This is a genomic window from Methyloparacoccus murrellii (assembly GCF_054657115.1).
The window spans coordinates 1-23,913 of the sequence record NZ_BAAHXD010000035.1 but is presented as its reverse complement, the minus strand read 5'-3'; the positions used below and the strand labels follow the sequence as shown (position 1 = coordinate 23,913).

The 23,913-nt window shown below is 63.1% G+C and carries 20 protein-coding genes, 2 pseudogenes and 1 other annotated feature; of the genes and pseudogenes, 13 read left to right on the top strand and 9 right to left on the bottom strand.

Annotation, left to right across the window (positions count from 1 at the left end; translation table 11 throughout):
* Position 1: 1 nt before the first annotated feature.
* The 3 genes from ACYQ1H_RS10770 to ettA form a co-directional block, all read right to left on the bottom strand.
* Positions 2–1,426 carry a Wzz/FepE/Etk N-terminal domain-containing protein gene (locus ACYQ1H_RS10770; protein WP_460028052.1) on the bottom strand — a complete coding sequence of 475 codons (1,425 nt, stop codon included), beginning with the start codon at positions 1,424–1,426 and terminating at the stop codon, positions 2–4.
* 170 nt (positions 1,427–1,596) lie between these two features.
* Positions 1,597–3,432, bottom strand: a complete 1,836-nt coding sequence (locus ACYQ1H_RS10765) for a DEAD/DEAH box helicase (protein ID WP_460028051.1) — start codon at positions 3,430–3,432, stop codon at positions 1,597–1,599.
* 76 nt (positions 3,433–3,508) lie between these two features.
* On the bottom strand, positions 3,509–5,176 hold the full coding sequence (gene ettA / locus ACYQ1H_RS10760; protein WP_460028050.1) for an energy-dependent translational throttle protein EttA: 1,668 nt from the start codon (positions 5,174–5,176) through the stop codon (positions 3,509–3,511).
* Between the two features lie 158 nt (positions 5,177–5,334).
* On the opposite strand from ettA, the gene ACYQ1H_RS10755 reads away from it, so the two are divergent.
* The 4 genes from ACYQ1H_RS10755 to infA all read left to right on the top strand — a co-directional run bounded on the left by ACYQ1H_RS10755 (position 5,335) and on the right by infA (position 8,186).
* Positions 5,335–6,483 (top strand): GNAT family N-acetyltransferase, encoded by a 1,149-nt coding sequence (locus ACYQ1H_RS10755; protein ID WP_460028049.1) that lies wholly within the window; start codon positions 5,335–5,337, stop codon positions 6,481–6,483.
* On the top strand, positions 6,480–7,175 hold the full coding sequence (gene aat, locus ACYQ1H_RS10750; RefSeq protein WP_460028048.1) for a leucyl/phenylalanyl-tRNA--protein transferase: 696 nt from the start codon (positions 6,480–6,482) through the stop codon (positions 7,173–7,175). The genes ACYQ1H_RS10755 and aat overlap by 4 nt, the downstream gene beginning before the upstream one ends.
* Positions 7,172–7,891 carry an arginyltransferase gene (locus ACYQ1H_RS10745; protein WP_460028047.1) on the top strand — a complete coding sequence of 240 codons (720 nt, stop codon included), beginning with the start codon at positions 7,172–7,174 and terminating at the stop codon, positions 7,889–7,891. The genes aat and ACYQ1H_RS10745 overlap by 4 nt, the downstream gene beginning before the upstream one ends.
* Positions 7,892–7,967: 76 nt before the next feature.
* Complete coding sequence (infA, locus tag ACYQ1H_RS10740; RefSeq protein WP_460028046.1) at positions 7,968–8,186, top strand: translation initiation factor IF-1; 219 nt, start codon at positions 7,968–7,970, stop codon at positions 8,184–8,186.
* Position 8,187: 1 nt separating this feature from the next.
* Here infA and clpA read toward each other — a convergent pair whose 3' ends face one another.
* Positions 8,188–10,452 (bottom strand): ATP-dependent Clp protease ATP-binding subunit ClpA, encoded by a 2,265-nt coding sequence (clpA, locus tag ACYQ1H_RS10735; RefSeq protein WP_460028045.1) that lies wholly within the window; start codon positions 10,450–10,452, stop codon positions 8,188–8,190.
* 87 nt (positions 10,453–10,539) lie between these two features.
* Entirely contained in the window at positions 10,540–10,860 is a 321-nt protein-coding gene (clpS, locus tag ACYQ1H_RS10730; RefSeq protein WP_460028044.1) for an ATP-dependent Clp protease adapter ClpS, read from the bottom strand.
* A 199-nt stretch (positions 10,861–11,059) separates the two neighbouring features.
* On the opposite strand from clpS, the gene ACYQ1H_RS10725 reads away from it, so the two are divergent.
* The 8 genes from ACYQ1H_RS10725 to ACYQ1H_RS10690 all read left to right on the top strand — a co-directional run bounded on the left by ACYQ1H_RS10725 (position 11,060) and on the right by ACYQ1H_RS10690 (position 18,659).
* Positions 11,060–11,533, top strand: a complete 474-nt coding sequence (locus ACYQ1H_RS10725) for an NUDIX hydrolase (RefSeq protein ID WP_460028043.1) — start codon at positions 11,060–11,062, stop codon at positions 11,531–11,533.
* A 3-nt stretch (positions 11,534–11,536) separates the two neighbouring features.
* Positions 11,537–12,682 carry a tRNA 2-thiouridine(34) synthase MnmA gene (gene mnmA, locus ACYQ1H_RS10720; protein WP_460028042.1) on the top strand — a complete coding sequence of 382 codons (1,146 nt, stop codon included), beginning with the start codon at positions 11,537–11,539 and terminating at the stop codon, positions 12,680–12,682.
* Positions 12,683–12,805: 123 nt separating this feature from the next.
* Positions 12,806–14,173: an adenylosuccinate lyase gene (gene purB / locus ACYQ1H_RS10715; protein WP_460028041.1), complete on the top strand. Its 1,368-nt coding sequence runs from the start codon at positions 12,806–12,808 to the stop codon at positions 14,171–14,173.
* 35 nt (positions 14,174–14,208) lie between these two features.
* A complete protein-coding gene (lolA, locus tag ACYQ1H_RS10710) occupies positions 14,209–14,829 on the top strand; it encodes an outer membrane lipoprotein periplasmic chaperone LolA (protein ID WP_460028040.1) in 621 nt (206 codons plus the stop codon).
* Between the two features lie 45 nt (positions 14,830–14,874).
* Positions 14,875–16,188 carry a replication-associated recombination protein A gene (locus ACYQ1H_RS10705; protein ID WP_460028039.1) on the top strand — a complete coding sequence of 438 codons (1,314 nt, stop codon included), beginning with the start codon at positions 14,875–14,877 and terminating at the stop codon, positions 16,186–16,188.
* A gap of 7 nt (positions 16,189–16,195) precedes the next feature.
* On the top strand, positions 16,196–17,188 hold the full coding sequence (locus ACYQ1H_RS10700) for a biotin--[acetyl-CoA-carboxylase] ligase (RefSeq protein ID WP_460028038.1): 993 nt from the start codon (positions 16,196–16,198) through the stop codon (positions 17,186–17,188).
* Entirely contained in the window at positions 17,185–17,940 is a 756-nt protein-coding gene (locus ACYQ1H_RS10695; protein ID WP_460028037.1) for a type III pantothenate kinase, read from the top strand. The genes ACYQ1H_RS10700 and ACYQ1H_RS10695 overlap by 4 nt, the downstream gene beginning before the upstream one ends.
* A complete protein-coding gene (locus tag ACYQ1H_RS10690) occupies positions 17,937–18,659 on the top strand; it encodes a hypothetical protein (protein WP_460028036.1) in 723 nt (240 codons plus the stop codon). Before ACYQ1H_RS10695 ends, ACYQ1H_RS10690 begins: the two co-directional genes overlap by 4 nt.
* Positions 18,660–18,998: 339 nt before the next feature.
* Here the strand turns inward: ACYQ1H_RS10690 and ACYQ1H_RS10685 are convergent, their stop codons facing one another.
* From ACYQ1H_RS10685 to ACYQ1H_RS10675, 3 genes are all read right to left on the bottom strand, one after another.
* Entirely contained in the window at positions 18,999–20,897 is a 1,899-nt protein-coding gene (locus ACYQ1H_RS10685; RefSeq protein WP_460028035.1) for a hypothetical protein, read from the bottom strand.
* A gap of 331 nt (positions 20,898–21,228) precedes the next feature.
* Positions 21,229–21,768, bottom strand: a complete 540-nt coding sequence (locus ACYQ1H_RS10680; protein ID WP_460028034.1) for a hypothetical protein — start codon at positions 21,766–21,768, stop codon at positions 21,229–21,231.
* 459 nt (positions 21,769–22,227) lie between these two features.
* The gene (locus tag ACYQ1H_RS10675; protein ID WP_460028033.1) at positions 22,228–22,398 is read right to left on the bottom strand and encodes a hypothetical protein; all 171 of its coding nucleotides are present in this window, start codon (positions 22,396–22,398) and stop codon (positions 22,228–22,230) included.
* A 214-nt stretch (positions 22,399–22,612) separates the two neighbouring features.
* Between ACYQ1H_RS10675 and ACYQ1H_RS10670 the strand changes: the two are divergent.
* Positions 22,613–22,792: pseudogene (locus ACYQ1H_RS10670) on the top strand (IS3 family transposase); the annotation flags it as partial.
* Positions 22,793–22,825: 33 nt separating this feature from the next.
* Here ACYQ1H_RS10670 and ACYQ1H_RS10665 read toward each other — a convergent pair.
* Positions 22,826–23,913 (bottom strand): annotated as a pseudogene (locus ACYQ1H_RS10665) (IS3 family transposase); the annotation flags it as partial.
* Positions 23,665–23,781 (bottom strand) — a sequence feature (AL1L pseudoknot). (Overlaps the previous pseudogene by 117 nt.)

Below are 23,913 nucleotides of genomic sequence, written 5' to 3'. Positions count from 1 at the left end.
ATTATCTAGGATTTTGGTGCTGGTGCTTTCCGGGTAGCAGCAAAGCAATGGCTGTGGAGAAAACCAAGCCCATCATGGTTGTAAGCGCCAAGATAAGCAATGACTTGTCCGGCCATTTTGATACGAATGGCTCGGGATTTCCGATAGGTGTGTAGAAACTTCGAGTGTTGAATGTTGCGCTTGAGCGTATTTTATCAATCAGTGACTGGTAACTGCCGAGCAAGGCAGAGAGCTTCTTCTCCGCTAAATTCGTGTATTCCTCGTTGTGGATAGTGTTGCTAGCATTTGTCAATCGATCAAATTCGGTCTGCAGTTCTGATCGTTTAAAGGATAATTCACGCTTTGAGTTAAGGGTATCTTTGAGGAAATCGCTTAATGCGGCCTGGGTTGAGAGTTTCAGGATTTCGGATAATGTGCTGTCGGAAAGTTCAAGGTTGTCTCCAGTGGTTTTATTCTTTGTCTGGTCACTTCTATCGTAGCTTTTCTGATAGCTAATCATTTGCTGTGCAAGCTCGTCCAGCGATGCGATGTTGCGATTGAGTTCATCGATCTGTAGTCGGATGCTCTGGGCATAAGCTTGGGATGACGGGTCAGCCTTAAGAACGGAAGCTGCCATCATGGGCAATAAATGTATATTTCTGAAAAAATCTAAATCCTTGAGCACATCGAAAGCGGTTCTCCCCTCCTGATTTTTGATGGTTGAATAGCGATTGTCCTTGGTTATAATTTTTAATCCATTTGTCATGGCGCTAATTATGCGAGAGAGTTCGATTAGCGCTGTGGGTTTTGATAGGGAAATATCTTTTGGTTCGGTTGCTATTTCGGCAATCTCCGGGTCAATCAAAACTTTATATTTCTTTAGATAGACATCGTTCCAGATTCTGGGCAGATCATTGGCGACCTGTCTGCCTTCGTCTTTGGTGAGGTTCGCCAGCTGGTAATCGAAGGTAATCTCCAGGCCGCGGCGAGCCACTTCATCAAGTGCCGTCTTATAGTCAGTATTGATTTTCTGTAAGTCTGCGGTGGTAAGTCCCTTCGCCCCAAGTTGCATTTTATAGGACTCGTGGATACCAAGCATTAAGTCAGACCCATAGTTCACTGTGATGGCCTCGCCGAACTTGCTTTCGTCCTTAGGTTTGTACTTTTCAATCAAAACTCGCAACACATCAGGAGATTTCAAATCCATGGGTGAGAAATCTGCGCCGTTAGGATATTTGCCATTCTTGATGCTGGTCAGTTCGACAAGCAAGGTAACCGGGGTTCTCTTTACCGTCGCCGATGAAAAAAGGTAAATGATGCCTAGGCCGAGGCTTAATAACGTGACCGCAAGAATGAGTCCACGCCGCCTCCATAATTTTCTCAGGATGTCGCTGATTGAAATCTCATCTTCGACGAACTCATCTTCAATAAGGACCTTTTGTGTCATAGTAGCCCACGTTAATTGGCTTGATTTAGGAATTAAATATCCTGTGCGACTCGAGCTTGCTTGAGTGCTCGATCTATTGAAATGAACTCAAGCAGTTATTTTTGGCTAAGATGAAACAGACAACCTGCTAGGCTCAGAGGGTGTTCGGTTGACTGTTCACAAGCCCGACTTTATTCGTCTGTCTGATCCGATTTCTTTCGATATTTTGACGGCGGTAGCGTCAACCCTTCCACCTTTTTCTTGCGCGGTGGCTTGTCTCCGCTGGGTTTATCGCCGCCATAGCTGCGTTTCGGCGGCGCGGATGGCTTGCGGGGAGCGCTGCCTTCCGTAGGCTGCAGATTGATCCGCTGACCCCGGATCCAGGTGCGGCCCAGTGCCTGAAATACTTCATTGGGTAGACCTGCCGGCAGTTCGACCGTGCTGTAGGTGTCGAACAGCTTGATGGCCCCGATCTGGCGGGCGCCGATGCCGCCCTCGTTGGCGATGGCGCCGACGATGTCCTTGGGCATGACGCCATGGCTCCGGCCGACATCGATGGTGAAGCTGCGCATGTCCCCTTCCGGACGACGGAAGTCCCCTCTGGGTTCACGTCGGGTGTCACCACGTCCCTCGAACCGCTCGTTTCGGCGCGCCGATGGACGGCCGTCATTGAAATCCCTTGAAAACTCACGCATCGGCGGTTCCGGTTCATCCGCGGCCGCCAGCGGGCGTTCCCGGAACAAAAGATGGGCGATGGCCGCGGCAATATCCGCAGGCTCGCCAATGTCCTCGGCGACGAGTTTGTCGATGAGATCCCGGTAGAACGTGACATCCTGGCTGTCGAGCGTCTCGACCAGTTGCGCCTTGAACTGTTCGGTTCGCTTGTCGGCGATATCGCGGAGCGTCGGTAGCCGCATCTGCTGGATGGGCGAACGGGTCGCCTGCTCGATGGCGCGCAACATGCGACGTTCGCGGGGTGCAACAAACAGGATGGCTGTGCCCTTGCGACCCGCCCGGCCGGTGCGACCGATGCGGTGCACATAGGTTTCGGTGTCGTAGGGGATGTCATAGTTGACGACATGGGTGATGCGTTCGACATCCAGACCTCGGGCGGCCACGTCGGTCGCGATCACGATATCCAGCGAACCTTTCTTAAGCCGATCAATGACCTTCTCGCGCAGGGCCTGGCTCATGTCGCCGTTCAGTGCCGCCGCCTCGTAGCCGCGCGCCTCCAGCTTCTCGGCCAGTTCGACGGTCTCGGTCTTGGTGCGGACGAAGATGATCATCGCGTCGATGTCGTCGGCATCGAGGATGCGGGTCAGCGCCTCCAGCTTCTGCAGGCCCGATACCAGCCAGTATTGCTGATTGATGGCCTCCACGGTGGAGGTCTTGCTCTGGATCTTGATCTCGGCCGGATCGCGCAGATGTCGGTTGGCGATCTTCTTGATGACCGGCGGCATGGTGGCCGAGAACAGGGCGGTCTGCCGGGTGTCGGGCGTGTGTTCGAGGATCCATTCGACATCCTCGATGAAGCCCATGCGCAGCATTTCATCGGCCTCGTCCAGCACCAGGGTCTGCAACTGGTCGAGATTGAGGGTCTCGCGGCGCAGGTGATCCATGATCCGGCCGGGGGTGCCGACGATGACATGGACGCCGCGCGCCAGCTGGCGCAGCTGCTGGCCCATGCCCTGGCCGCCGTAGACCGGCAGGATGTGGAAGCCCTCCAGATGGCGGGCATAGGTCTGGAAGGCCTCGGCGACCTGGATCGCCAGTTCGCGAGTCGGCGCCAATACCAGGGCCTGGGGGACGCGCCGCGATACGTCGATGCGGCTCAGGATCGGCAGGGCGAAGGCGGCCGTCTTGCCGGTACCGGTCTGGGCCTGGCCGAGCAGGTCGCGTCCAGCCAGCAGGTGCGGGATGCTGGCGGCCTGAATGGGGGAGGGCGATTCGTAGCCGATTTCCCGGACCGTTTCCAGCAGGGTGGGGGGCAGGTCGAGTTCGGCGAAGGTTTGCGGGGTTTCTGTCATGGAGTCCGGTGCAGATGGGATCAAGAGGCAAAGGCGGGCCCCGCTTGGCGGGGCCGCCCTCAGGGGGTGGGCCGGCTCAGCCGGCCAGGGGTTTGTAGCGGATGCGGTGGGGGTTGTCGGCCTCGTCGCCCAGACGGCGCTTGCGGTCGGCCTCGTAGTCGGCGTAGTTGCCCTCGAACCAGACCACCTTGCTGTCGCCTTCGAAGGCCAGGATGTGGGTGGCGATGCGGTCCAGGAACCAGCGGTCATGCGATATCACCACGGCGCAGCCGGGGAAGTCGAGCAGGGCTTCCTCCAGCGCGCGCAGGGTTTCCACATCGAGGTCGTTGGTCGGTTCGTCCAGGAGCAGGACGTTGCCGCCGCTCTTCAGCAGCTTGGCCAGGTGGACGCGGTTGCGTTCGCCGCCGGACAGGTCGCCGATCCGTTTCTGCTGGTCGGAGCCCTTGAAGTTGAAGCGGCCGCAGTAGGCGCGGGACGGCGTGGTGTAGCTGCCGACGGTGATCATGTCCAGCCCGTCGGAGATTTCCTCCCAGACGGTCTTGTTGTCGTCCAGATGGTCGCGGGTTTGATCGACGTGGGAAACCTTCACCGTCTCGCCGTGGCGGATGGTGCCGCCGTCTGGCTGCTCGGTCCCCGCGATCATGCGGAACAGGGTGGTCTTGCCGGCGCCGTTGGGGCCGATGATGCCGACGATGCCACCGGGCGGCAGGCGGAAGCTGAGATCGTCGATCAGCAGGCGGTCGCCGAAGCCCTTGCGCAGACCTTCGACCTCCACCACCACGTCGCCCAGGCGCGGGCCCGGCGGGATGTAGATTTCCTTGGTCTCGTTGCGCTTCTGAGTCTCCTGGTTGGTGAGTTCCTCGAAGCGTTGCAGGCGGGCCTTGCTCTTGGCATGGCGGCCCTTGGGGTTGGCGCGCACCCACTCCAGTTCCGCCTTCATGGCCTTCTGGCGGGCGCTCTCCTGCTTTTCCTCGATTTCCAGTCGCTTCTCCTTCTGTTCGAGCCAGGTGGAGTAATTGCCTTCCCAGGGGATGCCGTGGCCGCGGTCAAGTTCAAGGATCCAGCCGGCCACGTTGTCGAGGAAGTAGCGATCATGGGTGACGGCGATGACGGTGCCGGGGAAGTCGTGCAGGAAGCGCTCCAGCCAGGCCACCGATTCGGCGTCCAGGTGGTTGGTCGGTTCGTCCAGCAGCAGCATGTCGGGACCGGACAGCAGCAGCCGGCACAGCGCCACGCGGCGCTTTTCGCCACCGGATAGCTTGGTCACGTCGGCGTCCCAATCGGGCAGACGCAGGGCGTCGGCGGCGATTTCGAGGGTGCGCTCCAGATTGTGACCATCGCTGGCCTGGATGATGCCTTCGAGCCTGGCCTGTTCGGCGGCCAGAGCATCGAAGTCGGCATCCGGCTCGGCATAGGCCGCGTAGACCTCATCCAGCCGGGTCAGGGCATTCTTGACATGGGACAGGGCCTCCTCGACATTGCCGCGCACGGTTTTGCTGGCGTCGAGTTGCGGTTCCTGCGGCAGGTAGCCGATGTTGATGCCGGACTGGGCGCGCGCCTCGCCGTTGAATTCGGTGTCGACGCCGGCCATGATGCGCAGCAGCGTCGACTTGCCGGAACCGTTCAGGCCCAGGACACCGATCTTGGCGCCGGGGAAGAAGGACAGGGAAATATCCCTGAGAATCTCGCGTTTCGGGGGCACGACCTTGCCCACGCGGTTCATGGTATAAACGTATTGAGCCATTTGAGAGCAACTGGAATTGCGGAACGAGGAGAACGGGGCCGGGACGAGCATGGCTGACGCCAGCTGCCGGTATCCGGGAAAGGCGCACATTATCCCACAAGCGGGCCGCGAACGCCCGATACGGCCGCGCTCCCGGCGCGGCTGACACCGCCTGCTACATGGCTTCCAATGGCTTGCAGGTCCGGCTGCTGGAGGACGGGATGGCCGCCATCGCCCGCGATGCGTGGAACCGTCTGGGCTGCACCGGCTTCCCCTGCCTGCGGCACGAATTCCTGCTCGCCCTGGAGGAGGGTGGCTGTCTCGGCGACCGGGTCGGCTGGTTTCCCCTGCCGTTGACGCTGACGGATCCGTCGGGCGAGCTGCTGGCAGCGCTGCCGCTGTACCTCAAATCCAATTCCTTCGGTGAATTCGTCTTCGACTGGGCCTGGGCCGAGGCGCACGAACGGGCCGGGCGGACCTACTATCCCAAGCTGGTGGCGGCATCGCCCTTCACGCCGGCCACCGGTCCGCGGCTGCTCGTCCGTCCCGACCTCCGCGAGCCCGCTCTGGTCGCGCGGTTGATCGGGGCCGCCATCGAGGCAGCGCGCTCGCTGGGTGTTTCGTCCCTGCACTGGCTGTTCCCGACCGATGACGAACTGACGCAGGCGCCGGGCCTGCTGCGGCGCACCGGTTGCCAGTTCCACTGGGAAAACCCGGGTTACCAGAGCTTCGAGCATTTCCTCGCCGCGCTGACCGCCAAGCGGCGCAAGGAAATCCAGCGCGAGCGGCGGCGGGTACGGGAGGCTGGCGTGGAGCTGGTCCCGCTCGCCGGCGAGGAGGTCTCGGCCCGCGAATGGGCAGCCTTCCACGCACTGTACCGCGACACCTTTGACCGGCATGGCAATTTCCCCGCGCTTACCCTGGCCTTCTTCCGGCAGCTGGCGGCAACGCTGGGTTCCCGGGTGCGCCTGGTGCTGGCCCGCCGGGCGGGCGAGATCGTCGCTGCCGCCTATTTCCTGGTGGGCGACGATGCCCTCTACGGGCGCTACTGGGGCTGTCGCGAGGAGATACCGGGCCTGCATTTCGAGGCTTGCTATTACCAGGGCATCGAGTTCTGCATCGCCCGCGGTCTGCGCCGCTTCGAGCCCGGCGCCCAGGGCGAGCACAAGATCAGCCGCGGTTTCCTGCCGGCGCGCACCGCCTCCTGTCATTGGCTGGCGCATGAGGACTTTCGGGCGCCTGTCGCCCGTTTCCTGCAGCGGGAGGCGGCGATGATGGATGACTACATCCGACGCATGGGGGAGCGCTCTCCCTATCGGCAGGCGTGATGTTCGCGATTCTCGATCCGCACGACCGGGCGCAGCCCTTTCCACCGGTGGCGAGTGCCCTGGCGGAGCCCAACGGCCTGCTCGCGGCCGGCGGTTGCCTGTCGCCGGAGCGATTGCGCAACGCCTACCGGCACGGGATCTTCCCCTGGTTCAACGCCGGCGAGCCCATCCTCTGGTGGTCGCCCGATCCCCGCTGGGTGCTGGCGCCGGAAGCGGTGAAGGTATCGCGCAGCCTGGGCAAGCGCCTGCGCCGGGGTGACTTCGCCTTCAGTTACGACCGGGCTTTCGACGCGGTGATCCTGGCCTGTTCCGCACCCCGGACCGGTGCCGGCGGTACCTGGCTGACGCCCGAGATGCTGCGGGCCTACGGGCACCTGCACCGGCTGGGGCTGGCGCATTCCTTCGAGACCTGGCGGGACGGGGAACTGGTCGGCGGGCTGTATGGCGTGGCCATCGGTCAGGTGTTCTTCGGCGAGTCCATGTTCCACCGGGCCGCCGATGCCTCCAAGGTGGCCTTCGTGCTGGGGTGTCGGCAACTCGCGGCCTGGGGCTATCGACTGATCGACTGCCAGGTGCACACCCCGCACCTGGAGAGTCTGGGCGCCGGGGACATCAGCCGTCAGATGTTCACCGAGCTGCTGGAGCGCCATTGCGAGGCGCCCGTGGCCGCTTCCGCCTGGCAGCCGGCATGACGGAGCGCGAGGTCAGCCTGCCGCTTTACGTCGGCCTGCCGCATCCCTGCGGCTATCTCGAGGGCCGCGAGGCGCGCATGGCCTTCGTGCCGCCCGAGCTGGCCGTGGACAGATCGCTGTATACCCTGCTGGTCGCCAACGGTTTCCGGCGCAGCGGCGAGCTGGTCTACCGGCCGCATTGCCCCGGCTGCGAGGCCTGCGTGCCGGTCCGCATCCCGGTGCGCTGGTTCCGCCCGAACCGTTCGCAGCGGCGGGTCGCCAGGCGCAACGCGCATCTGACGGCGACCGTCCTGCCGCCGGTCTTCCGGGCGGAGCATTACCGGCTCTACACGCGCTACCTGGACGCCCGGCATGCCGATGGCGAGATGGCCGGCGCCTCGCCGGAGGATTTCATGCGTTTCCTCGGCAACCAGCGCTGGGAGGGCACCCGTTTCGTCGAGTTTCGCGCGGACGAAACGCTGCTGGCGGTGGCCGTGGTGGACGAGCTGGAGGACGGCCTGTCGGCGGTCTATACCTTCTACGAGCCGTCGGCGGAGCACCTCAGTCTCGGTACCTGGGCGATTCTGTGGATGGTCGCTGAGGCCGGCCGCCGGGGCCAGGCGCACGTCTATCTGGGATTCTGGGTCAGGGACTGCCGCAAGATGGCCTACAAGTCCGGCTTTCGGCCGCTGGAGCGACTTGCCGACGGCGGCTGGGAACGGCTGCATCCCGGTTAATGGATCGGGTGGCCGATATGGTAAGATCGCGGCTTTTTCCGGGGTCTCCCGGAAATTCCGCCAACCCAGAAAGCGTATGTCGAAAGAAGATCATATCGAGATGGAAGGCAAGGTCATCGAGACCCTGCCCAACACCACCTTCCGTGTCGAGCTGGATAACGGGCACGTCGTGATGGCCCATATTTCCGGCAAGATGCGCAAGCATTACATCCGGATCCTGACCGGTGACCGCGTCAAGGTCGAGATGACCCCCTACGATCTCAGCAAGGGGCGCATCACCTTCCGCCAGCGCTAGTTCAGGCCGGTTCGGACACCTCGGGCACGCCCTCCACCGAGAAGGAGAGCTCGCCGTCTTCCACGCCGATCCTGGCGACGCCGCCGGTGGCCAGTTTTCCGAACAGGATCGCCTCCGCCAGCGGTTTCTTGATCTTCTCCTGGATGACCCGGCTCATCGGCCGCGCGCCCATCTGCGGGTCGAAGCCATGCTCGGCCAGCCATTGCCGGGCTTCCGGTTCCAGCACCACCGATACCCGCTTCTCCGCCAGCTGCGTCTCCAGTTCGAACATGAACTTGTCGACCACCTGCGCGATGATCTCGATGCTGAGCGGCCTGAACTGGATGATGGCGTCCAGGCGGTTGCGGAATTCCGGTGAGAACGTCCGCTCGATGACCTTCAGGCTGTCGCTGACGTGATCCTGGCGGGTGAAGCCGATGGATGGCCGGCCGCCCTCGCTGGCGCCGGCATTGGTGGTCATGATCAGGATGATGTTGCGGAAATCCGCCTTGCGACCGTTGTTGTCGGTCAGCGTGCCGTGATCCATCACCTGCAGCAGCAGATTGAAGACATCGGGGTGGGCCTTCTCGATCTCGTCCAGCAGCACCACCGCATGCGGGTGCTTGCCGACCTGCTCGGTCAGGAGACCGCCCTGGTCGAACCCCACATAGCCGGGCGGCGCGCCGATCAGGCGCGAGACCGTATGCCGTTCCATGTACTCCGACATGTCGAAGCGCAGCAGCTCGACGCCCATGACCTTGGCCAGCTGACGCGTCACCTCGGTCTTGCCGACGCCGGTGGGCCCCGCGAACAGGAAGCAGCCGATCGGCTTCTGTGCCTCGCGCAGGCCGGCCCGTGACAGCTTGATGGCGGCGGCGAGGGTCGTGATCGCCTCGTCCTGGCCGAACACCAGCATCTTCAGGTTCTTTTCCAGGTCGCGCAGCTTGTCCTTGTCATTGGTCGAGACCGTCTTCGGGGGAATGCGGGCGATCTTCGAGACGATATCCTCGATCTCCAGCGTGCCGATCAGTTTCTTCCGCTTCGACGCCGGCAACAGCCGCTGGCCGGCCCCGGCCTCGTCGATCACATCGATGGCCTTGTCCGGCAGGTGGCGGTCGGTGATGTAGCGGTCGGACAGCTCGGCGGCCGTGCGCAGCGCCGCCAGCGAATATTTGACCTCGTGATGTTCCTCGAAGCGCGATTTCAGGCCCTTGAGAATCTGGAAGGTCTCGTCCACCGAGGGCTCCAGCACGTCGATCTTCTGGAAACGGCGGGCCAGGGCGCGATCCTTCTCGAAGATGCCGCGGTATTCCTGATAGGTGGTCGAGCCGATGCAGCGCAGGTCGCCCGAGGCCAGCACCGGCTTGATCAGGTTCGAGGCATCCATGACCCCGCCCGAGGCCGAGCCCGCGCCGATGATGGTGTGGATTTCGTCGATGAACAGGATGGCGTGCGGCTGCTTCTTCAACTGCGCCAGCAGCGACTTCAGCCGCTTCTCGAAATCGCCGCGATACTTGGTGCCGGCCACCAGGGCGCCGAGGTCCAGCGCGTAGATGGTGCTGTTGGCCAGGACCTCCGGAACCTCGCCCTCGACGATCTTCTTCGCCAGTCCCTCGGCGATGGCCGTCTTGCCGACCCCGGCCTCGCCCACCAGCAGGGGGTTGTTCTTGCGCCGACGGCACAGCACCTGGATGGTGCGCTCGACCTCGCCGCGGCGGCCGATCAGGGGGTCGATCTTGCCGGAGCGCGCCAGCTCGTTGAGATTCTCGGCGAACTTCTCCAGGGGGTTCGCTTCGGCCTGCTCGCCGTTGTCATTGGCCGGGGCGCCGCCGGGCGCCTGGTCGGATTCCTCGTGCGGCTTGGTGATGCCGTGGGAGATGTAGTTGACCACGTCCAGCCGGCTGATGTCCTGCTGGCTGAGCAGGTAGACGGCATGGGAGTCCTGCTCGCTGAAGATGGCGACCAGCACGTTGGCGCCGGTGACCTCCTGCTTGCCGGACGACTGCACGTGGAAGGCCGCGCGCTGCAGTACCCGCTGGAAGCCCAGCGTGGGCTGGGTCTCCCGTTTGACGCCGGGGGCGATCAGCGGCGTGGTTTCGTCGAGGAAGCCTTGCAGTTCCTGCCGCAGCCAGTCGAGATTGGCGCCGCAGGCCTTGAGTACCTCCATCGCCGCCGGGTTGTCCAGCATGGCGAGCAGGAGATGTTCGACGGAGATGAATTCATGCCGCTTCTCGTAGGCTGTCCGGAAGGCGTGGTTGAGAGAGATCTCAAGTTCTTTGCTCAGCATGATTGAACTCCTGAGAGGGGCATGAGGCCGGAACCTTGGCCGGCGGCCTGTGCGGCGATTATGTGGGCGGACAGGGGTGGGCTCAACTCAGGCCTCCTCCATGTCGCAGAGCAGGGGATGCTGGTGCTGGCGGGAGAAATCGTTGACCTGGCGCACCTTGGTTTCGGCGATGTCGCGCGAGTACACCCCGCAGACGCCGATGCCCTTGGTATGCACATGCAGCATGACCTGGGTGGCCCTCTCCTCGTCCATGCCGAAGAAGATCTTGAGGATGTCCACCACGAATTCCATGGGCGTGAAATCGTCGTTGAGCAGGAACACCTTGTAGAGCGGGGGCCGCTTGAGCCGGGGCTTGGCTTCCTCGACCGCCAGATCGTCTCGGAGTCTGTGATCAGGTTGCTGGGCCATGGTGCGAGGGATCGATCCGGTGATGAAAGATGCGGCTGGAACTATAGCACCAGACATTCGCTTGTCGCAGAGCTGCGCGCGGGGCATGGGTCCCTGCCGTGGCGGTCCTTTGGCGGCGGCCGGTCAGGTTCGACCCTGTGGCATAATTGCTGCCCATCCGCCGATGCCGCCGTTCCCACCACACTCTTCCTGAGACCCGATGACGCCGGAATTTATCCAGACGGCCGCGCGCCCGCGCGTCACAGTGGCTGACCTGGTCGAGCGCGACGGCCGCTGGCTGCTGGTGGAGGAACGGGACGACCGGGGCCGGCACGTGATCAACCAGCCCGCCGGCCATGTCGAGGCCGGCGAATCCCTGATCGAGGCGCTGATGCGCGAAACCTACGAGGAAACCGGCTGGCGCGTCCAGCCGGAGGCGCTGGTCGGTGTCTACCTCTGGAGCCGGCCCGACCGTGCCGCCAGCTTCCTGCGCCTCGCCATTACCGCGTGTGCCGACCGGCACGAGGCCGATGCGTCGCTGGACCAGGGCATCATCCGGCCGGTCTGGCTGACCCGCGACGAGCTGGCGGCCTGCCGCGACCGCCATCGCAGCGAACTGGTGCTGTGCTGTGTCGACGATTGCCTGGCCGGGGAGCGTTACCCGCTCGCCGTGCTCAAGGCCACGCGGCTCTGAGTCATGGCCGGACGGGTGATCGTCGGCATGTCCGGCGGCGTCGATTCCTCGGTGAGCGCCCTGCGGCTGCTGGAGCAGGGCCATGCCGTCACCGGGCTGTTCATGAAGAACTGGGACGAGGACGACGGCACCGAATACTGCACCGCCAGGGAGGACCTGGCCGATGCCCAGGCCGTGTGCGACCGGCTCGGCATCCCGCTGCAGACGGTCAATTTCGCCGCCGAATACTGGGATCACGTGTTCGAGGTCTTCCTCCGGGAATATGCGGCCGGCCGCACCCCCAACCCGGACATCCTCTGCAACAAGGAAATCAAGTTCAGGGCCTTTCTCGACTATGCCCGCGACCTCGGCGCCGACCGCATCGCTACCGGCCATTACGCGCGGATCGAGCCGCACGGCGACGGCGGCTACCGTCTGCTCAAGGGCGTGGACAGCGGCAAGGACCAGACCTATTTCATCCATACGCTGGGCCAGGATCCGTTGGCCCGGACCCTGTTTCCCATCGGCGACCTGGAAAAGGCCGAGGTTCGCCGCATCGCCGCCCGCGCCGGGTTCGACAATGCCCGCAAGCGCGACAGCACCGGCATCTGTTTCATCGGCGAACGGCGGTTCAAGGCGTTCCTGCAGCGCTACCTGCCGGCCCAGCCCGGCGTCATCGAGACAGCCGACGGTCAGGCGCTGGGCCGGCATGACGGATTGATGTACTACACCCTGGGCCAGCGGCGCGGTTTCGGCATCGGCGGCATCCGGGGCGCGGCGGACGAGGCCTGGTATGTACTGGCCAAGGATCTGCGACGGAACGTGCTGATCGTCGGCCAGGGTCATGAACACCCGCTGCTGCTGGCGGATACCCTGGAGGCCGGCACCCTGGACTGGTGCCGGGAGCGCCCGCCGACGGCGCCCCTGCGCTGCGCCGCCAAGACCCGTTACCGCCAGCCCGATCAGGCCTGCGAGGTCACGCTTCTGGAGGGCGGCCGCTGCCGGGTGCGCTTCGAGCGGCCGCAGCGGGCCGTGACGCCCGGGCAGTCGGTGGTCTTCTACCGGGGTGACGAGTGCCTCGGCGGCGGCATCATCGAATCCGCCAGTTTCCGGGGCGAGGCGCGCGGGCTCGTCGACCGGCCACCGGCCACGATGGCCATGCTGGCCTGACGGCGCGATGATGCCGGGGGCCGGGCACCGAAGCGATAGAATGCCCTCCTGCGATTTTCTTCCATCCTGGCCTGTCGCCCGGCACACCGCCCGGCCCGGGCCGCGACCCAAGCGGACAGACACATGGCTTTGACTGATCTCTCCCCCATTGACGGCCGCTATGCGGACAAGGTTGAACCGCTGCGCGCCATCCTCAGCGAATATGGCCTGATCCGCTACCGTGTCCTGGTCGAGGTGCGCTGGCTCCAGGCCCTGGCCGGGGAGCCCGTCATCGCCGAGGTGCCGGCCCTGAGCGCCACGGCCCAGGCGCGGCTGAACGCCATCGTCGACGGTTTCACCGCCGAGGATGCCGGGCGGGTGAAGCAGATCGAGCGCACCACCAACCATGACGTCAAGGCGGTGGAGTATTTCCTCAAGGAAAAGATCGCCGGCCATGCCGAACTGGAGGCCGTCAGCGAATTCATCCACTTTGCCTGCACCTCCGAGGACATCAACAACCTGGCCTACGGCCTGATGCTGCGCGAGGCGCGCGATGCGGTGCTGCTGCCGGCCATGCGCAAGGTTATCGCCGCCATCGGCGAGAAGGCCCGCGACCACGCCGACCAGCCCATGCTGTCGCGCACCCATGGCCAGCCGGCGACACCCTCGACCCTGGGCAAGGAGTTCGCCAACGTCGCCGCCCGCCTGGCGCGTCAGGCCCGCCAGGTCGGCGCGGTGGAACTGCTCGGCAAGATCAACGGCGCGGTCGGCAACTACAACGCCCACTGCGTCGCCTATCCGGATGTGGACTGGCCGGCCTTCGCCCGCCGTTTCGTCGAGTCGCTGGGACTGGTGTTCAACCCCTACACCACGCAGATCGAGCCGCACGACTATCTGGCGGAAACCTTCCATGCCCTGTCGCGGTTCAATACCGTGCTGATGGATTTCGACCGTGATGTCTGGGGCTACATCTCTCTGGGATTCTTCCGGCAGAAAACCGTGGCCGGCGAGGTCGGCTCCTCGACCATGCCGCACAAGGTCAATCCCATCGACTTCGAGAACTCCGAGGGCAATCTGGGGCTGGCCAACGCGGTCTTCTCGCATCTGGCCGAGAAGCTGCCGATATCCCGCTGGCAGCGCGACCTCACCGATTCCACCGTGCTGCGCAATATCGGCGTCGGCCTGGCGCACACCCTGATCGCGCTGCAGGCAACGCTCAAGGGCATCGGCAAGCTGGAGCTCAATGCCGATGCGCTGGAGGCCGATCTGGCCGCCAATCCCGAAGTGCTGGCCGAGCCGATCCAGACCGTCATGCGCCGCTACGGCATCGAGAAACCCTACGAAAAGCTCAAGGATCTGACCCGCGGCCAGCGCATCGACGCCGAATCGCTGGCCCGCTTCATCGACGGCCTGGCATTGCCGGAGGTCGCCCGCGAGCGGCTGCTGGCGCTGAGCCCGCGTACCTATACCGGGCTGGCCGCCGAGCTGGCCCGGGCCCTTCCGCTCGACTGACGGCCGCCCCGCATCACTCTCGCCATCTTCCGAACATGCTGAAACATACCGCATTCCCCATTCTGCTGGCCGTCTCCTGTTCCCTGTCCGCGGCGGTGACGCCGGAGCAGCGGCTGAAGGGCTTCCTCGCCCGGGCGAGCACCCTGCAGGCCGAATTCACCCAGGTGCAGGTGGACGAGAAAGGCAATCTCGGCAAGCGCAGCAGCGGCGTTTTCTATCTGCAGCGTCCGGGCAAGTTCCGCTGGAACTATCAGCAGCCCTACCATCAGGAGATCGTCTCCAGCACCGGCAAGGTATGGTTCTATGACAAGGACCTGGAGCAGGTGACGGCCAAGAAGCTCGATCAGGCCATCGGTTCGACCCCGGCCCTGCTGCTGACCGGCGAGGTGCCGCTGGAGAAGAATTTCACCATCGAGAACCAGTCGGACGAGGAGGGCATCGCCATCCTCAAGCTGATTCCCAGGAACGAGGACAGTGGTTTCCGCTACGTGCAGATCGGGCTGGAGCATGACAGCCTGATCGGCATGGAGCTGAGCGACAACTTCGGCCAGCTGACGCGCATCTATTTCAACAACCTCAAGACCGGCGTCCGGCTCGATCCGGCCCTGTTCAGCTTCAGGCCTCCGGCCGGCGTGGATGTGTTCGAGGGGCAATGAGCCGCGCTCGGGGAGCCGTCCCGGTCCGACGTTCCTGACGACGGCATGAGCGGTGCGATGCTGGCCCCCCTGGCCGATCGCCTGCGGCCACGCACGCTGGCCGAATATGTCGGCCAGCGGCACCTGCTGGCGCCGGGCAAGCCGCTCCATGAGGCCATCCGCGGCGGCCGCCTGCATTCGATGATCTTCTGGGGGCCGCCCGGCACCGGCAAGACCACCCTGGCCCGGCTGGTCGCCCATCATGCCGAGGCCGAGTTCGTGACCCTCTCGGCGGTCCTGTCCGGGGTGCGGGAGATTCGCGAGCAGGTCGCCGAGGCCCGCCACCGGCTGGCGCAGTCCGGGCGGCGCACCCTGCTGTTCGTGGACGAGGTGCACCGCTTCAACAAGTCGCAGCAGGATGCCTTCCTGCCGCACGTCGAGGACGGCACCTTCACCTTCATCGGCGCGACGACCGAGAATCCCTCGTTCGAGCTCAACAACGCGCTGCTGTCCCGGTCGCGGGTCTACGTGCTGCGCGCCCTGACCGAGGACGACCTCCTGGCCGTGCTGGCGCAGGCGCTGACCGATCCGGAACGTGGCTACGGCGCCCGGCTGGTCGGCATGAACGAGGACATTCGCCGCTGGTATGCGCGGGCCGCCGACGGCGATGCCCGCAAGCTCCTGAATCTCCTGGAAATCAGCGTCGACCTGCTGGACAGCGGCGCGGATGCCATCGGCGAGGATCTGGCCCGGGAGGTGCTGGCCGGCGGTGGCGCGCGGCGCTTCGACAAGCAGGGCGAAGACTTCTACAACCAGATTTCCGCGCTGCACAAGTCGGTGCGCGGCAGCGCGCCGGATGCCGCGCTGTACTGGTTCTGCCGCATGCTGGATGGGGGTATCGATCCCCTTTACCTGGCCCGGCGCATCGTGCGCATCGCCAGCGAGGACATCGGCAACGCCGATCCGCGCGGACTGGAACTGGCGCTCAACGCCTGGGATGTGCAGGAGCGGCTGGGCAGTCCCGAGGGCGAGCTGGCCATGGCCCAGGCGCTGGTTTATCTGGCCTGTGCGCCCAAGAGCAATGCCGTCTACGTCGCCTATCAGGCGGCGCGCGCCGATGCCCGGGCCACCGGCAGCCTGGAGGTGCCCCTGCATCTGCGCAACGCGCCGACCGGCCTGATGCGCCAGCTGGATTACGGCAAGGCCTATCGCTACGCCCACGACGAGCCCGACGCCTACGCCGCCGGCGAGCAGTACTTTCCCGACGGCATGGCCCCGCGCCAGTATTACCGGCCGGTGCCGCGCGGACTGGAGATCAGGATTGCCGAGAAACTGGCGCGCCTGAAAGCGCTGGATCAGGCCAGCGGGCAGGCGGGGTAGGCCGCGCGTGGTGCTGGATGCCCGCGACAAGCGGCTGCTGAACGCGCTGCTGGACGGCCGCTTCCATTCCGGCGCGGCGCTCGCGGAGATGCTGGGGGTCAGCCGGGCGGCGGTCTGGAAACATCTCCAGGCCTTGCAGGCGCTGGGCCTGGAGGTCGCGGCGCTGCCCGGTCGCGGCTATCGCCTGCTGACCCCGGTGGAATGGCTGTCGCCGGCGCGCATCACGGCGGATCTGTCCGGGACGGCGGCGGATCTGCTCACCGGTCTGGACATCCACGACCATCTGGACTCGACCAACAGCGAGCTGCTGCGGCGGGCGCGGGGCGATGCGCTGGCTGGGCTGGTTTGCCTGGCGGAATATCAATCGGCCGGCCGCGGCCGCATCGGCCGGAACTGGATTTCGCCCCTGGGCACCAATCTCTACCTGTCGCTGCTGTGGCGCTTCGACGATCCCGCCCAGGTCGCCGGCCTGAGCCTGGCCGTGGGCGTCGCCGTCATGCGGGCGCTGACGGTGGCGAACGTGCCGGGCGTCGGGCTGAAGTGGCCGAACGACATCCTCTGGGGAGTCGCCAAGCTCGGCGGCATCCTGCTGGAGGTCGTCGGCGAGGCCCATGGGCAGTGTGCGGTGGTCATCGGCCTGGGCCTGAATCGCCACCTGCCGGGCACCGCCGCGGCAACCATCGACCAGCCCTGGACCGATCTCGGCCGGATCTGCGACGGCCACCCGCCGGCCCGCAACCGGCTGGTGGCGCTGCTGCTGAATGAATTGCTGCCGCTGTTGCGCGACTACCCGTCCCACGGCCTCGCACCCTATCTGCCGGAGTGGCGCGCCGGCCATGTCCATGCCGGCCATGCCGCGAGCGTGCAGATCGGCGACCGCTGCTTCGAGGGGCGCATCCTGGACGTGACGGATCAGGGCCTGCTGCTATTCGAGGAGGCCGGCGGCGACCGGCGGCAGTTTGCCTCCGGCGACCTGCGCCTGCGGATACCGGGCCGATGACCGCCAGGTTCCTGGTCGATGCCGGCAATTCCCGCATCAAGTGGGCCTGTCATCGGCACGGGCGGCTGGAGCCTGGCCTGCCGTTCGCCTCGCAGGCCGAGGGTCTCGCGGAGCGGCTCGATGCACACTGGGCCGGGCTGCCGGCGCCGGCGGCGGTGCACGTGTCCAATGTCGCCGGGCCGGAGGTGGCGCGCCTGCTACATGCCTGGATCGAGCGGCATTGGCGGCTGTCGCCGGTATTCGCCCGCAGCCGGGCGTGCTGCGGCCCGGTCGTCAACGGCTATGCCGAGCCCGACCGGCTGGGCGCTGATCGCTGGCTGGGGCTCCTCGGGCTGTATCGGGACCATCCCTTGCCAGCCTGTCTGGTGGATTGCGGCACGGCGATGACCCTGGACGCGCTGGCCGCCGACGGTCGACACCTGGGCGGACTCATCGCCCCGGGTCTCCGGACCATGGCGCTGGCCCTGCAGCGTCATGCCAGCGCCCTCAATGTGCCCCGGCCGCCGGGTGCGGCCGACCTGGCGCTGGGGCGCGACACCGGGGCGGCCATGCGGCAGGGCTGTATCATGGCCGGCGCCGGCCTGATCGAGAAGACCCTGGCCACCTTGCGCGCCAGCACCGGCGCCGACTTCCGGCTGGTCATGACGGGGGGCGATGCGGCCACCATCGCGCCTCATGTCGCGCAGCCGCTTCAACTGGACCAGCACATCGTGCTGCGCGGGTTACTGACAGAGGCCGAAGCCCTTCCATGAAGAAAATCTTTTACATTCTGGTGGTGATCAACCTCCTGTTCCTGGGCTGGAAGTTCGGCCTGGAGCAGCGCGACACTCTGATCCGGGAACTCAACGACCAGCACGTGGCGATCAGCGAGGAAACGCTGGCGGCGCCGTCATCCCTGCCGGCGTCCGGCGAGTTCGAGGTCCTGCCACCACCCGGTGATGCGGCGCCCGCCGGCGACGGGTCGCGCACCGATGCCGGCATCCTGCCCGGCGGCGCCAGCCCCAAGGGCTGCTTCGAAATCGGCCCGGTGCAGGATCGCGAGACGGCGGAAAACCATCTGGCCCTGCTCAAACCCACGGCCGACGCTGCCCAGGTGATCGTGCGCGCCGGCGACGTGCCGGATGGCTGGTGGGTGATCTATCCCAAGGCTGGCACCCTGGAGGCGGCCCGCGCCAATCGGCAGATGTTGCAGAACCAGGGCATCCACGAAACCTGGCTGTTCGACCGCGGCCCCCTGGAGGGCGCCATCTCGCTGGGCCTCTACAAGACCCGGGAAGAGGCCATCAAGGAGCAGCAACTGCTGATGGAAAAGGCCGTGCCGGCCAATGTGGTTCCCCGCCTGGTACGCGGCGATGTCTTCTGGCTGCGGATTCCCTGGACCCGGCTGCCTCTGGAACTGGACGAGGCGGTGCAAACCCTGAACTCGCAGGATCCGACCCTCGCCATGCCGGGACCGGTGAGCTGTCCGTAGAGGCGCCGCCAGTTCTCAAAAAACGAGTCTCGTGGCGAGTGCACAGCGTACAAGTCCTAGGCAGGGGTGGCGGCGAGGCCCGACGATCCGTTGCAGGCGCGACGGGGGCCCGACGAGGCGCAGCAGAATCTGGGTAACAAAGCCCTGGAGTCGGCCTGGGATTGGGTGCCCAGGCCGCTCAGAAATGGCTGACCGAAGTCTTGAACGAAGTGGGCTTCAGCCAAGTTCGGCGGGCTTTAACATCCATGTACAGCTCTGGCATCTACGCGTCACCACCAGGAAAGCGCGATGATGGGCAGCGGATGGGTAAAGCGGCCACACATACCTTGAATGATGCGATCAGTTACTCTGCCCGAGCTGGTACAGGGCATATTCAAGTTCTGACGCAATTTCCTTGTACTCTGGATTGGCCGCGGCCAATGTCAACAGGGAGAGCAATGAGTCACTCGGTTGATCGGCACTAGCGAATGTCCCTATGGCCGAGGCGATGCCAGAAGCCAGACTCAAATTTTTGCCACCCAATGCTGCCTGCAGGCGTCGTTCAAGCTCGGCCAAGGTGTTTTGATCATCCTCTGTGCCTTTCTGGGTGTCGTTGAAGTCCTGTAATGCCCGGGCACTCCAGTATTCGATTTCCGAATCCATGGATGTCTTCGCTGCCTGCGACAGAACGCGACTCTGTCCTGCGGGGTGGGTCGAATTGAGTGCTTCGCGAGACTGCAAGCGGATACCAGTCGCCGCGTTGCCCTGCGAACTGGAAAGGGATGCGGTTGAAACTGTACCGGCCGAAATTTCCTCTGCAGCTGCGATCTGATACAGCCTTGCTGCCGCCAACCCGGAGACGCGGACATCATTCAACAGGGTCTTGAGCAGCGGAAGGCTCTCTGTGGCGCACTGAGCAATGTACGTGGGTGAGGTGGAAATGGTATTGACAAGAAAGCTGATCTGCCCACCGGTCAGGCCTGCCGGGTCAACCTTTGCGTAAATTTTATTGATCTTTTTGCAGGTCGACGCTGCGGTGTCGTTGAGTATCGACAGGGTTCCGGCGGCGAACAACCGCCTTTCGAGCTTGTTGGCCGTCAGGTTGCTTCGGATCTGCCCTTTGAATCGGGACCAGTCGACGCCCCTGTTATGGGCGCTGGACGCTGACATGTAGAGGATTTCCCAGCCTTTTTCACGCTGATTAGCGGCCTTGAACAGGGCGCTGATACCGGCACGGGTGTCGAGGACCGCTGGTAAACCGTCATAAAGCGTATCCGGTTCATCGAGGGCGAGGGCAGCTGCCTGTTTGCGATTGAGTCCATGAAATGGAGAGGACGGATCAGCAGGGGTGGGGCAATTCTCGGCAGAGGCTTTGACGAGATCGTCAGTCAGGTAGGCGGTAGTCTTGAAGATATTGTCGAGATTGGCGGTATACCATTCAATGGCCCATGCATCCTCCGAACGTACCGGTGTCTGATATTTGCTGGCGACGGCTTCAAAATTGTCGATATAGCATTGTTCGGTTATTGCATACTTCGGCAGTCTGATTTCTGGGAAGTCCAGGTTGACCAAGGAGAACCAATAGTCGGATCTTTGATTGATCTCGTCGTTGTAGCTGCACAGCGTGCATGTGTAGGCGGGTGGCACAAATCTGGCCCATTCCAGATACTTGTCGATGGCAATGGGGGATGGGTTGATCTGGATGCCATTATTTATATACCACTGCTTGATAATGGAGTAGCTCATCCAGACAGCTTCGCGAAATTTATTTATATCCAGATGCACCCGGTCCGGATTATGGCCCGCTGCCGCATGGCCAAAATAGGCTTCATACCCCTCATGTGCGAAGCTATCCAGGTAGGTATGCAGTGCCATGCCCAGTGCATAGGGGTCATTGGCTTGCAGCCCCTTGTTTACGTTGTGTTTGGCAAACTCTGAGTTGCGACGGGTGACACCATAGGAATTGACGAGCCATCCCTCGTCCATCTTGGCTGGAAAGTGCCAGTTCCTCCTCTGCTGTGCCTTGGTTGGATTCAGTGAAGGCAGCGTGTTGGGGTTATCGTCCACATACTGGTTTGACATGGCCGCCAGGAGCTTCTTTTCCACCATGGGCGAACCGGTTCTATCCAAATCGGCCAGAATCATGGCTATCACGTAATAGTGAACATCCCTGTCATAAGCCAAAGCTCGAGAGGGCTCAATGGCAATGCAGGTTGCTGAAACCAGTATTTTCCAGATGTTTGATTTTCTGATCTTCATGAGGTTGGCCTAGTCTATTGTACACCATGGTAACGAACTGACTTCGGTTCGATGGCTGTTGACGCCACAAGTGATATTTCGCATTGCGGCTTGCAAGAGCTCCTGGTATCTGGCGGGCAAGTAACCAGATGCGTGTTGTGTTTCTGTGGGTGAGAGTCAATTACTGCCCCTTTAGAGAGAGCAGTCAAGTCTGCCGATAGCGCTTCGAGGGGTAAGGTCGGAAGTGTTGGGGTCGGCTTGTATCGAATCGGTGGGCCATGTAGTCATTGTGGTTCAAAAAAGGTGAAAAATTTTTTTCGTCGCTATGGGTGGAGTTTTCCACAAGATTCATCTACACGCTATCTTCATTCCAGATATGATGCTCACGATCTTCAGGATGAAGTTTTTGTCGATTTTCAGGGTCAATATGCCAATAGGACTGGTCAATGGCGGATGCTTCGTAGAAGGGTTTCCGTTCATGGAAGAATGGACACCAGAAATTCTCTACCGTTTTGACGAGATAGGTGGACCATTCATAGAGGCCCACGCTGAGTGGACAGTAGAGGTTGCAGTTGAACGCCCAGAAAACTTTCAAGCTAGCCCAAGGAGCCGTAGGGTCAAAGCGAAAAGTGATCTGTTCCCGCATGCTGCTGTACCTGAATGTATTCCCTTTAGGGAGAAAGTCGCGATAGCCTTTGAGGTTCTTTGCCCCCAATATGGCGAGGTGCGCGTACAGAATCAACGCACCCAGAAGCACGAACGGCAGGGATAGGAAAAGAGGTAGATAGATAAGGGCGGCACCTAAATATCGTCGCCATGCCGGCAGTTCGTAGAAGTTTTTGCCAATTGCGATGCGGTCATTCCGACATTGCTCACAGGTCTTGGTTTGCATGTGCTTGCCTCTTGAAGTGTATTGTTGCGGCCTGGCTTGAAGGGGATCGGCTATCCCTTGGCATATCGGGTATGATCAGCACGACAGCCGATAGGTCGCCTCTTCACCGAAGTGACCTTATGGGTGGGATGCCTATATGATGTCTTTGCACCCCCCGAGGCATCAACGCTGATCATCATGCGCCAATCCTGCTGGATCATCTTTGGTTGACACGTCGCCTCGCTCCGGCGTTTCGCACAATCACGGCGTTGCTGTCAGCAGCAATGAGTTCGAGGTGCCCGTCAGGAGCCGGCTGAACGATATATGTGGACACCCACCGGACACTGCTCTTGAGTGGATGTGATTTTCAAATTCGAGTGGATGCATGCCGATGATTGATCTTGCTGCATCGTGGCATTCCATCTCGAGGGTAGGAAAACCCAGCGCCATTTTTGACGCTGGGTCCGAGGCGATGCCTGTTCAGAGCACCAGGAACAGAAGCACGAGTCCGCCGACGACGTAATACAGCCGGGGGAGGCGATTCTGCCAGCCACCAATTGCCCAGGTGTCGGCCACTTTGAGCCAGTTCAGCATGCATGCGGTGTGTTGGCAGCCATCGCCTCTACACCCGGTTTTTTCCTCTTCGGCCATGGGTCTCCTCCAGATCATTGTTGTTATGGTGGCCGCCTGGACGGCGCTGCCATGGTACTCCGCCGTCAACGCCTGACAAGCGTTTGTTGCTAACAAAATCTGTCAGGCGCCAGGAATCGCCTATGGCCTGTCTTGCCCGACTGGCGTCCCGTCTCCTCATGTCTTGTCTGTTCCAGGGCCTGCCAGAGACGGCGGGCTGCTGCATCGCAGCGACGTCATCCTGAACGCCGACCGCGGCACGCAGTTCACCCGCGCCGAGTACCAGTCGTTCCCGAAAGACCACCACATCGTCAGCAGCATGAGCGACGTCGGCCATTGCGGCGATAACGCGGCGGCAGAAGGCTTCTTCGGAAAACTCAAGCGGGAGCGGGTTCACCGCTGCTGCTACCTGACTGAACCGCCCCGGCTTTCAAGGAGGCCGGTTGGTTTAAGTTGACACCTCTGTCGAGGTGTCACTGTTGGCGAGTTGCCTCCAGTCGTTTGCCTCAGCTTCTGCCGGAGGGATGCCCCCAATCGGCGTGAGCCGTCGGACGTGGTTGAGCCCGTGCACCCACGGCAGGGTGGCCAGCTCCACGGGTTCCCTGGTCTTCCAGGGTCCCCGGCGATGAATCAACTCGGCCTTGTACAGACCGTTGATGGTCTCGGCCAGCGCGTTGTCGTAACTGTCGCCCCGGCTGCCCACCGAAGGCCGTATGCCCGCCTGGTCCAGCCGTTCGGTGTAGCGGATGCTGACGTACTGACTGCCCCTATCGGAATGGTGCGTCAAGGCATCAGCCGCAGGCTGGCGGTCGTACAGCGCCTGCTCCAAGGCTTCCAGCACAAAGTCGGTCTGCATGCTGCGACTGACCCGCCAGCCCACGATACGGCGGGCGTACACGTCCACAACAAGGCCACGTACAGCCAGCCCTGCCAGGTGGAGACGTAGGTGAAGTCCGACACCCACAGCTCGTTGGGCCGGCTGGCATGGAAGTGCCGGTTGACGTGGTCCAGCGGGCACGGCGCCGATGTGTCTGGCGTCGTGGTGCGCACCGTCTTGCCACGGCGTGCCCCTTGCAAGCCCATGGCACGCATCAGCCGCTCCACCGTGCAGCGCGCCACCGCAATACCCTCGCGATTCATCTGCAGCCAGACCTTGTCAGCGCCGTAGACCTGCCAGTTGGCGTGCCACACGCGCTGGATGTCGGCCTTCAAATCCTCGTCACGCTGGGCACGCGCACTGCGCAGTTGCGGGTTGCGTTGCCGGGCTGCGTGGCGCCAGTAACACGACGGGGCCATCGGCAAAACCCGGCAGATGGGCTCGACCCCGTCGTCATCACGGTGGCGGTCGATGTCGGCCTTCACGACTTGAGTCGGCGGTCGAGCTCCGCCTGCGCAAAAAACGCGCTGGCCGTCTTCAGGATGTCGTTGGCCCGCCGCAATTCCTTGACCTCGCGCTCCAGTTCTTTGATGCGCTGGGCGTCTGACGAGGTGGTGCCGGGGCACTGGCCGCTGTCGACCTCGGCCCTTTTGACGGCC

Coding starts and splice junctions, on each gene's coding strand:
- lolA (WP_460028040.1), top strand. CDS start 14,209: ATGCTGAAACATACCGCATTCCCCATTCTGCTGGCCGTCTCCTGTTCC.
- ACYQ1H_RS10705 (WP_460028039.1), top strand. CDS start 14,875: ATGAGCGGTGCGATGCTGGCCCCCCTGGCCGATCGCCTGCGGCCACGC.
- ACYQ1H_RS10765 (WP_460028051.1), bottom strand. CDS start 3,432: ATGACAGAAACCCCGCAAACCTTCGCCGAACTCGACCTGCCCCCCACC.
- ettA (WP_460028050.1), bottom strand. CDS start 5,176: ATGGCTCAATACGTTTATACCATGAACCGCGTGGGCAAGGTCGTGCCC.
- ACYQ1H_RS10695 (WP_460028037.1), top strand. CDS start 17,185: ATGACCGCCAGGTTCCTGGTCGATGCCGGCAATTCCCGCATCAAGTGG.
- purB (WP_460028041.1), top strand. CDS start 12,806: ATGGCTTTGACTGATCTCTCCCCCATTGACGGCCGCTATGCGGACAAG.
- mnmA (WP_460028042.1), top strand. CDS start 11,537: ATGGCCGGACGGGTGATCGTCGGCATGTCCGGCGGCGTCGATTCCTCG.
- ACYQ1H_RS10770 (WP_460028052.1), bottom strand. CDS start 1,426: ATGACACAAAAGGTCCTTATTGAAGATGAGTTCGTCGAAGATGAGATT.
- clpS (WP_460028044.1), bottom strand. CDS start 10,860: ATGGCCCAGCAACCTGATCACAGACTCCGAGACGATCTGGCGGTCGAG.
- ACYQ1H_RS10690 (WP_460028036.1), top strand. CDS start 17,937: ATGAAGAAAATCTTTTACATTCTGGTGGTGATCAACCTCCTGTTCCTG.
- ACYQ1H_RS10685 (WP_460028035.1), bottom strand. CDS start 20,897: ATGAAGATCAGAAAATCAAACATCTGGAAAATACTGGTTTCAGCAACC.
- infA (WP_460028046.1), top strand. CDS start 7,968: ATGTCGAAAGAAGATCATATCGAGATGGAAGGCAAGGTCATCGAGACC.
- ACYQ1H_RS10755 (WP_460028049.1), top strand. CDS start 5,335: ATGGCTTCCAATGGCTTGCAGGTCCGGCTGCTGGAGGACGGGATGGCC.
- ACYQ1H_RS10680 (WP_460028034.1), bottom strand. CDS start 21,768: ATGCAAACCAAGACCTGTGAGCAATGTCGGAATGACCGCATCGCAATT.
- ACYQ1H_RS10745 (WP_460028047.1), top strand. CDS start 7,172: ATGACGGAGCGCGAGGTCAGCCTGCCGCTTTACGTCGGCCTGCCGCAT.
- clpA (WP_460028045.1), bottom strand. CDS start 10,452: ATGCTGAGCAAAGAACTTGAGATCTCTCTCAACCACGCCTTCCGGACA.
- ACYQ1H_RS10675 (WP_460028033.1), bottom strand. CDS start 22,398: ATGGCCGAAGAGGAAAAAACCGGGTGTAGAGGCGATGGCTGCCAACAC.
- ACYQ1H_RS10725 (WP_460028043.1), top strand. CDS start 11,060: ATGACGCCGGAATTTATCCAGACGGCCGCGCGCCCGCGCGTCACAGTG.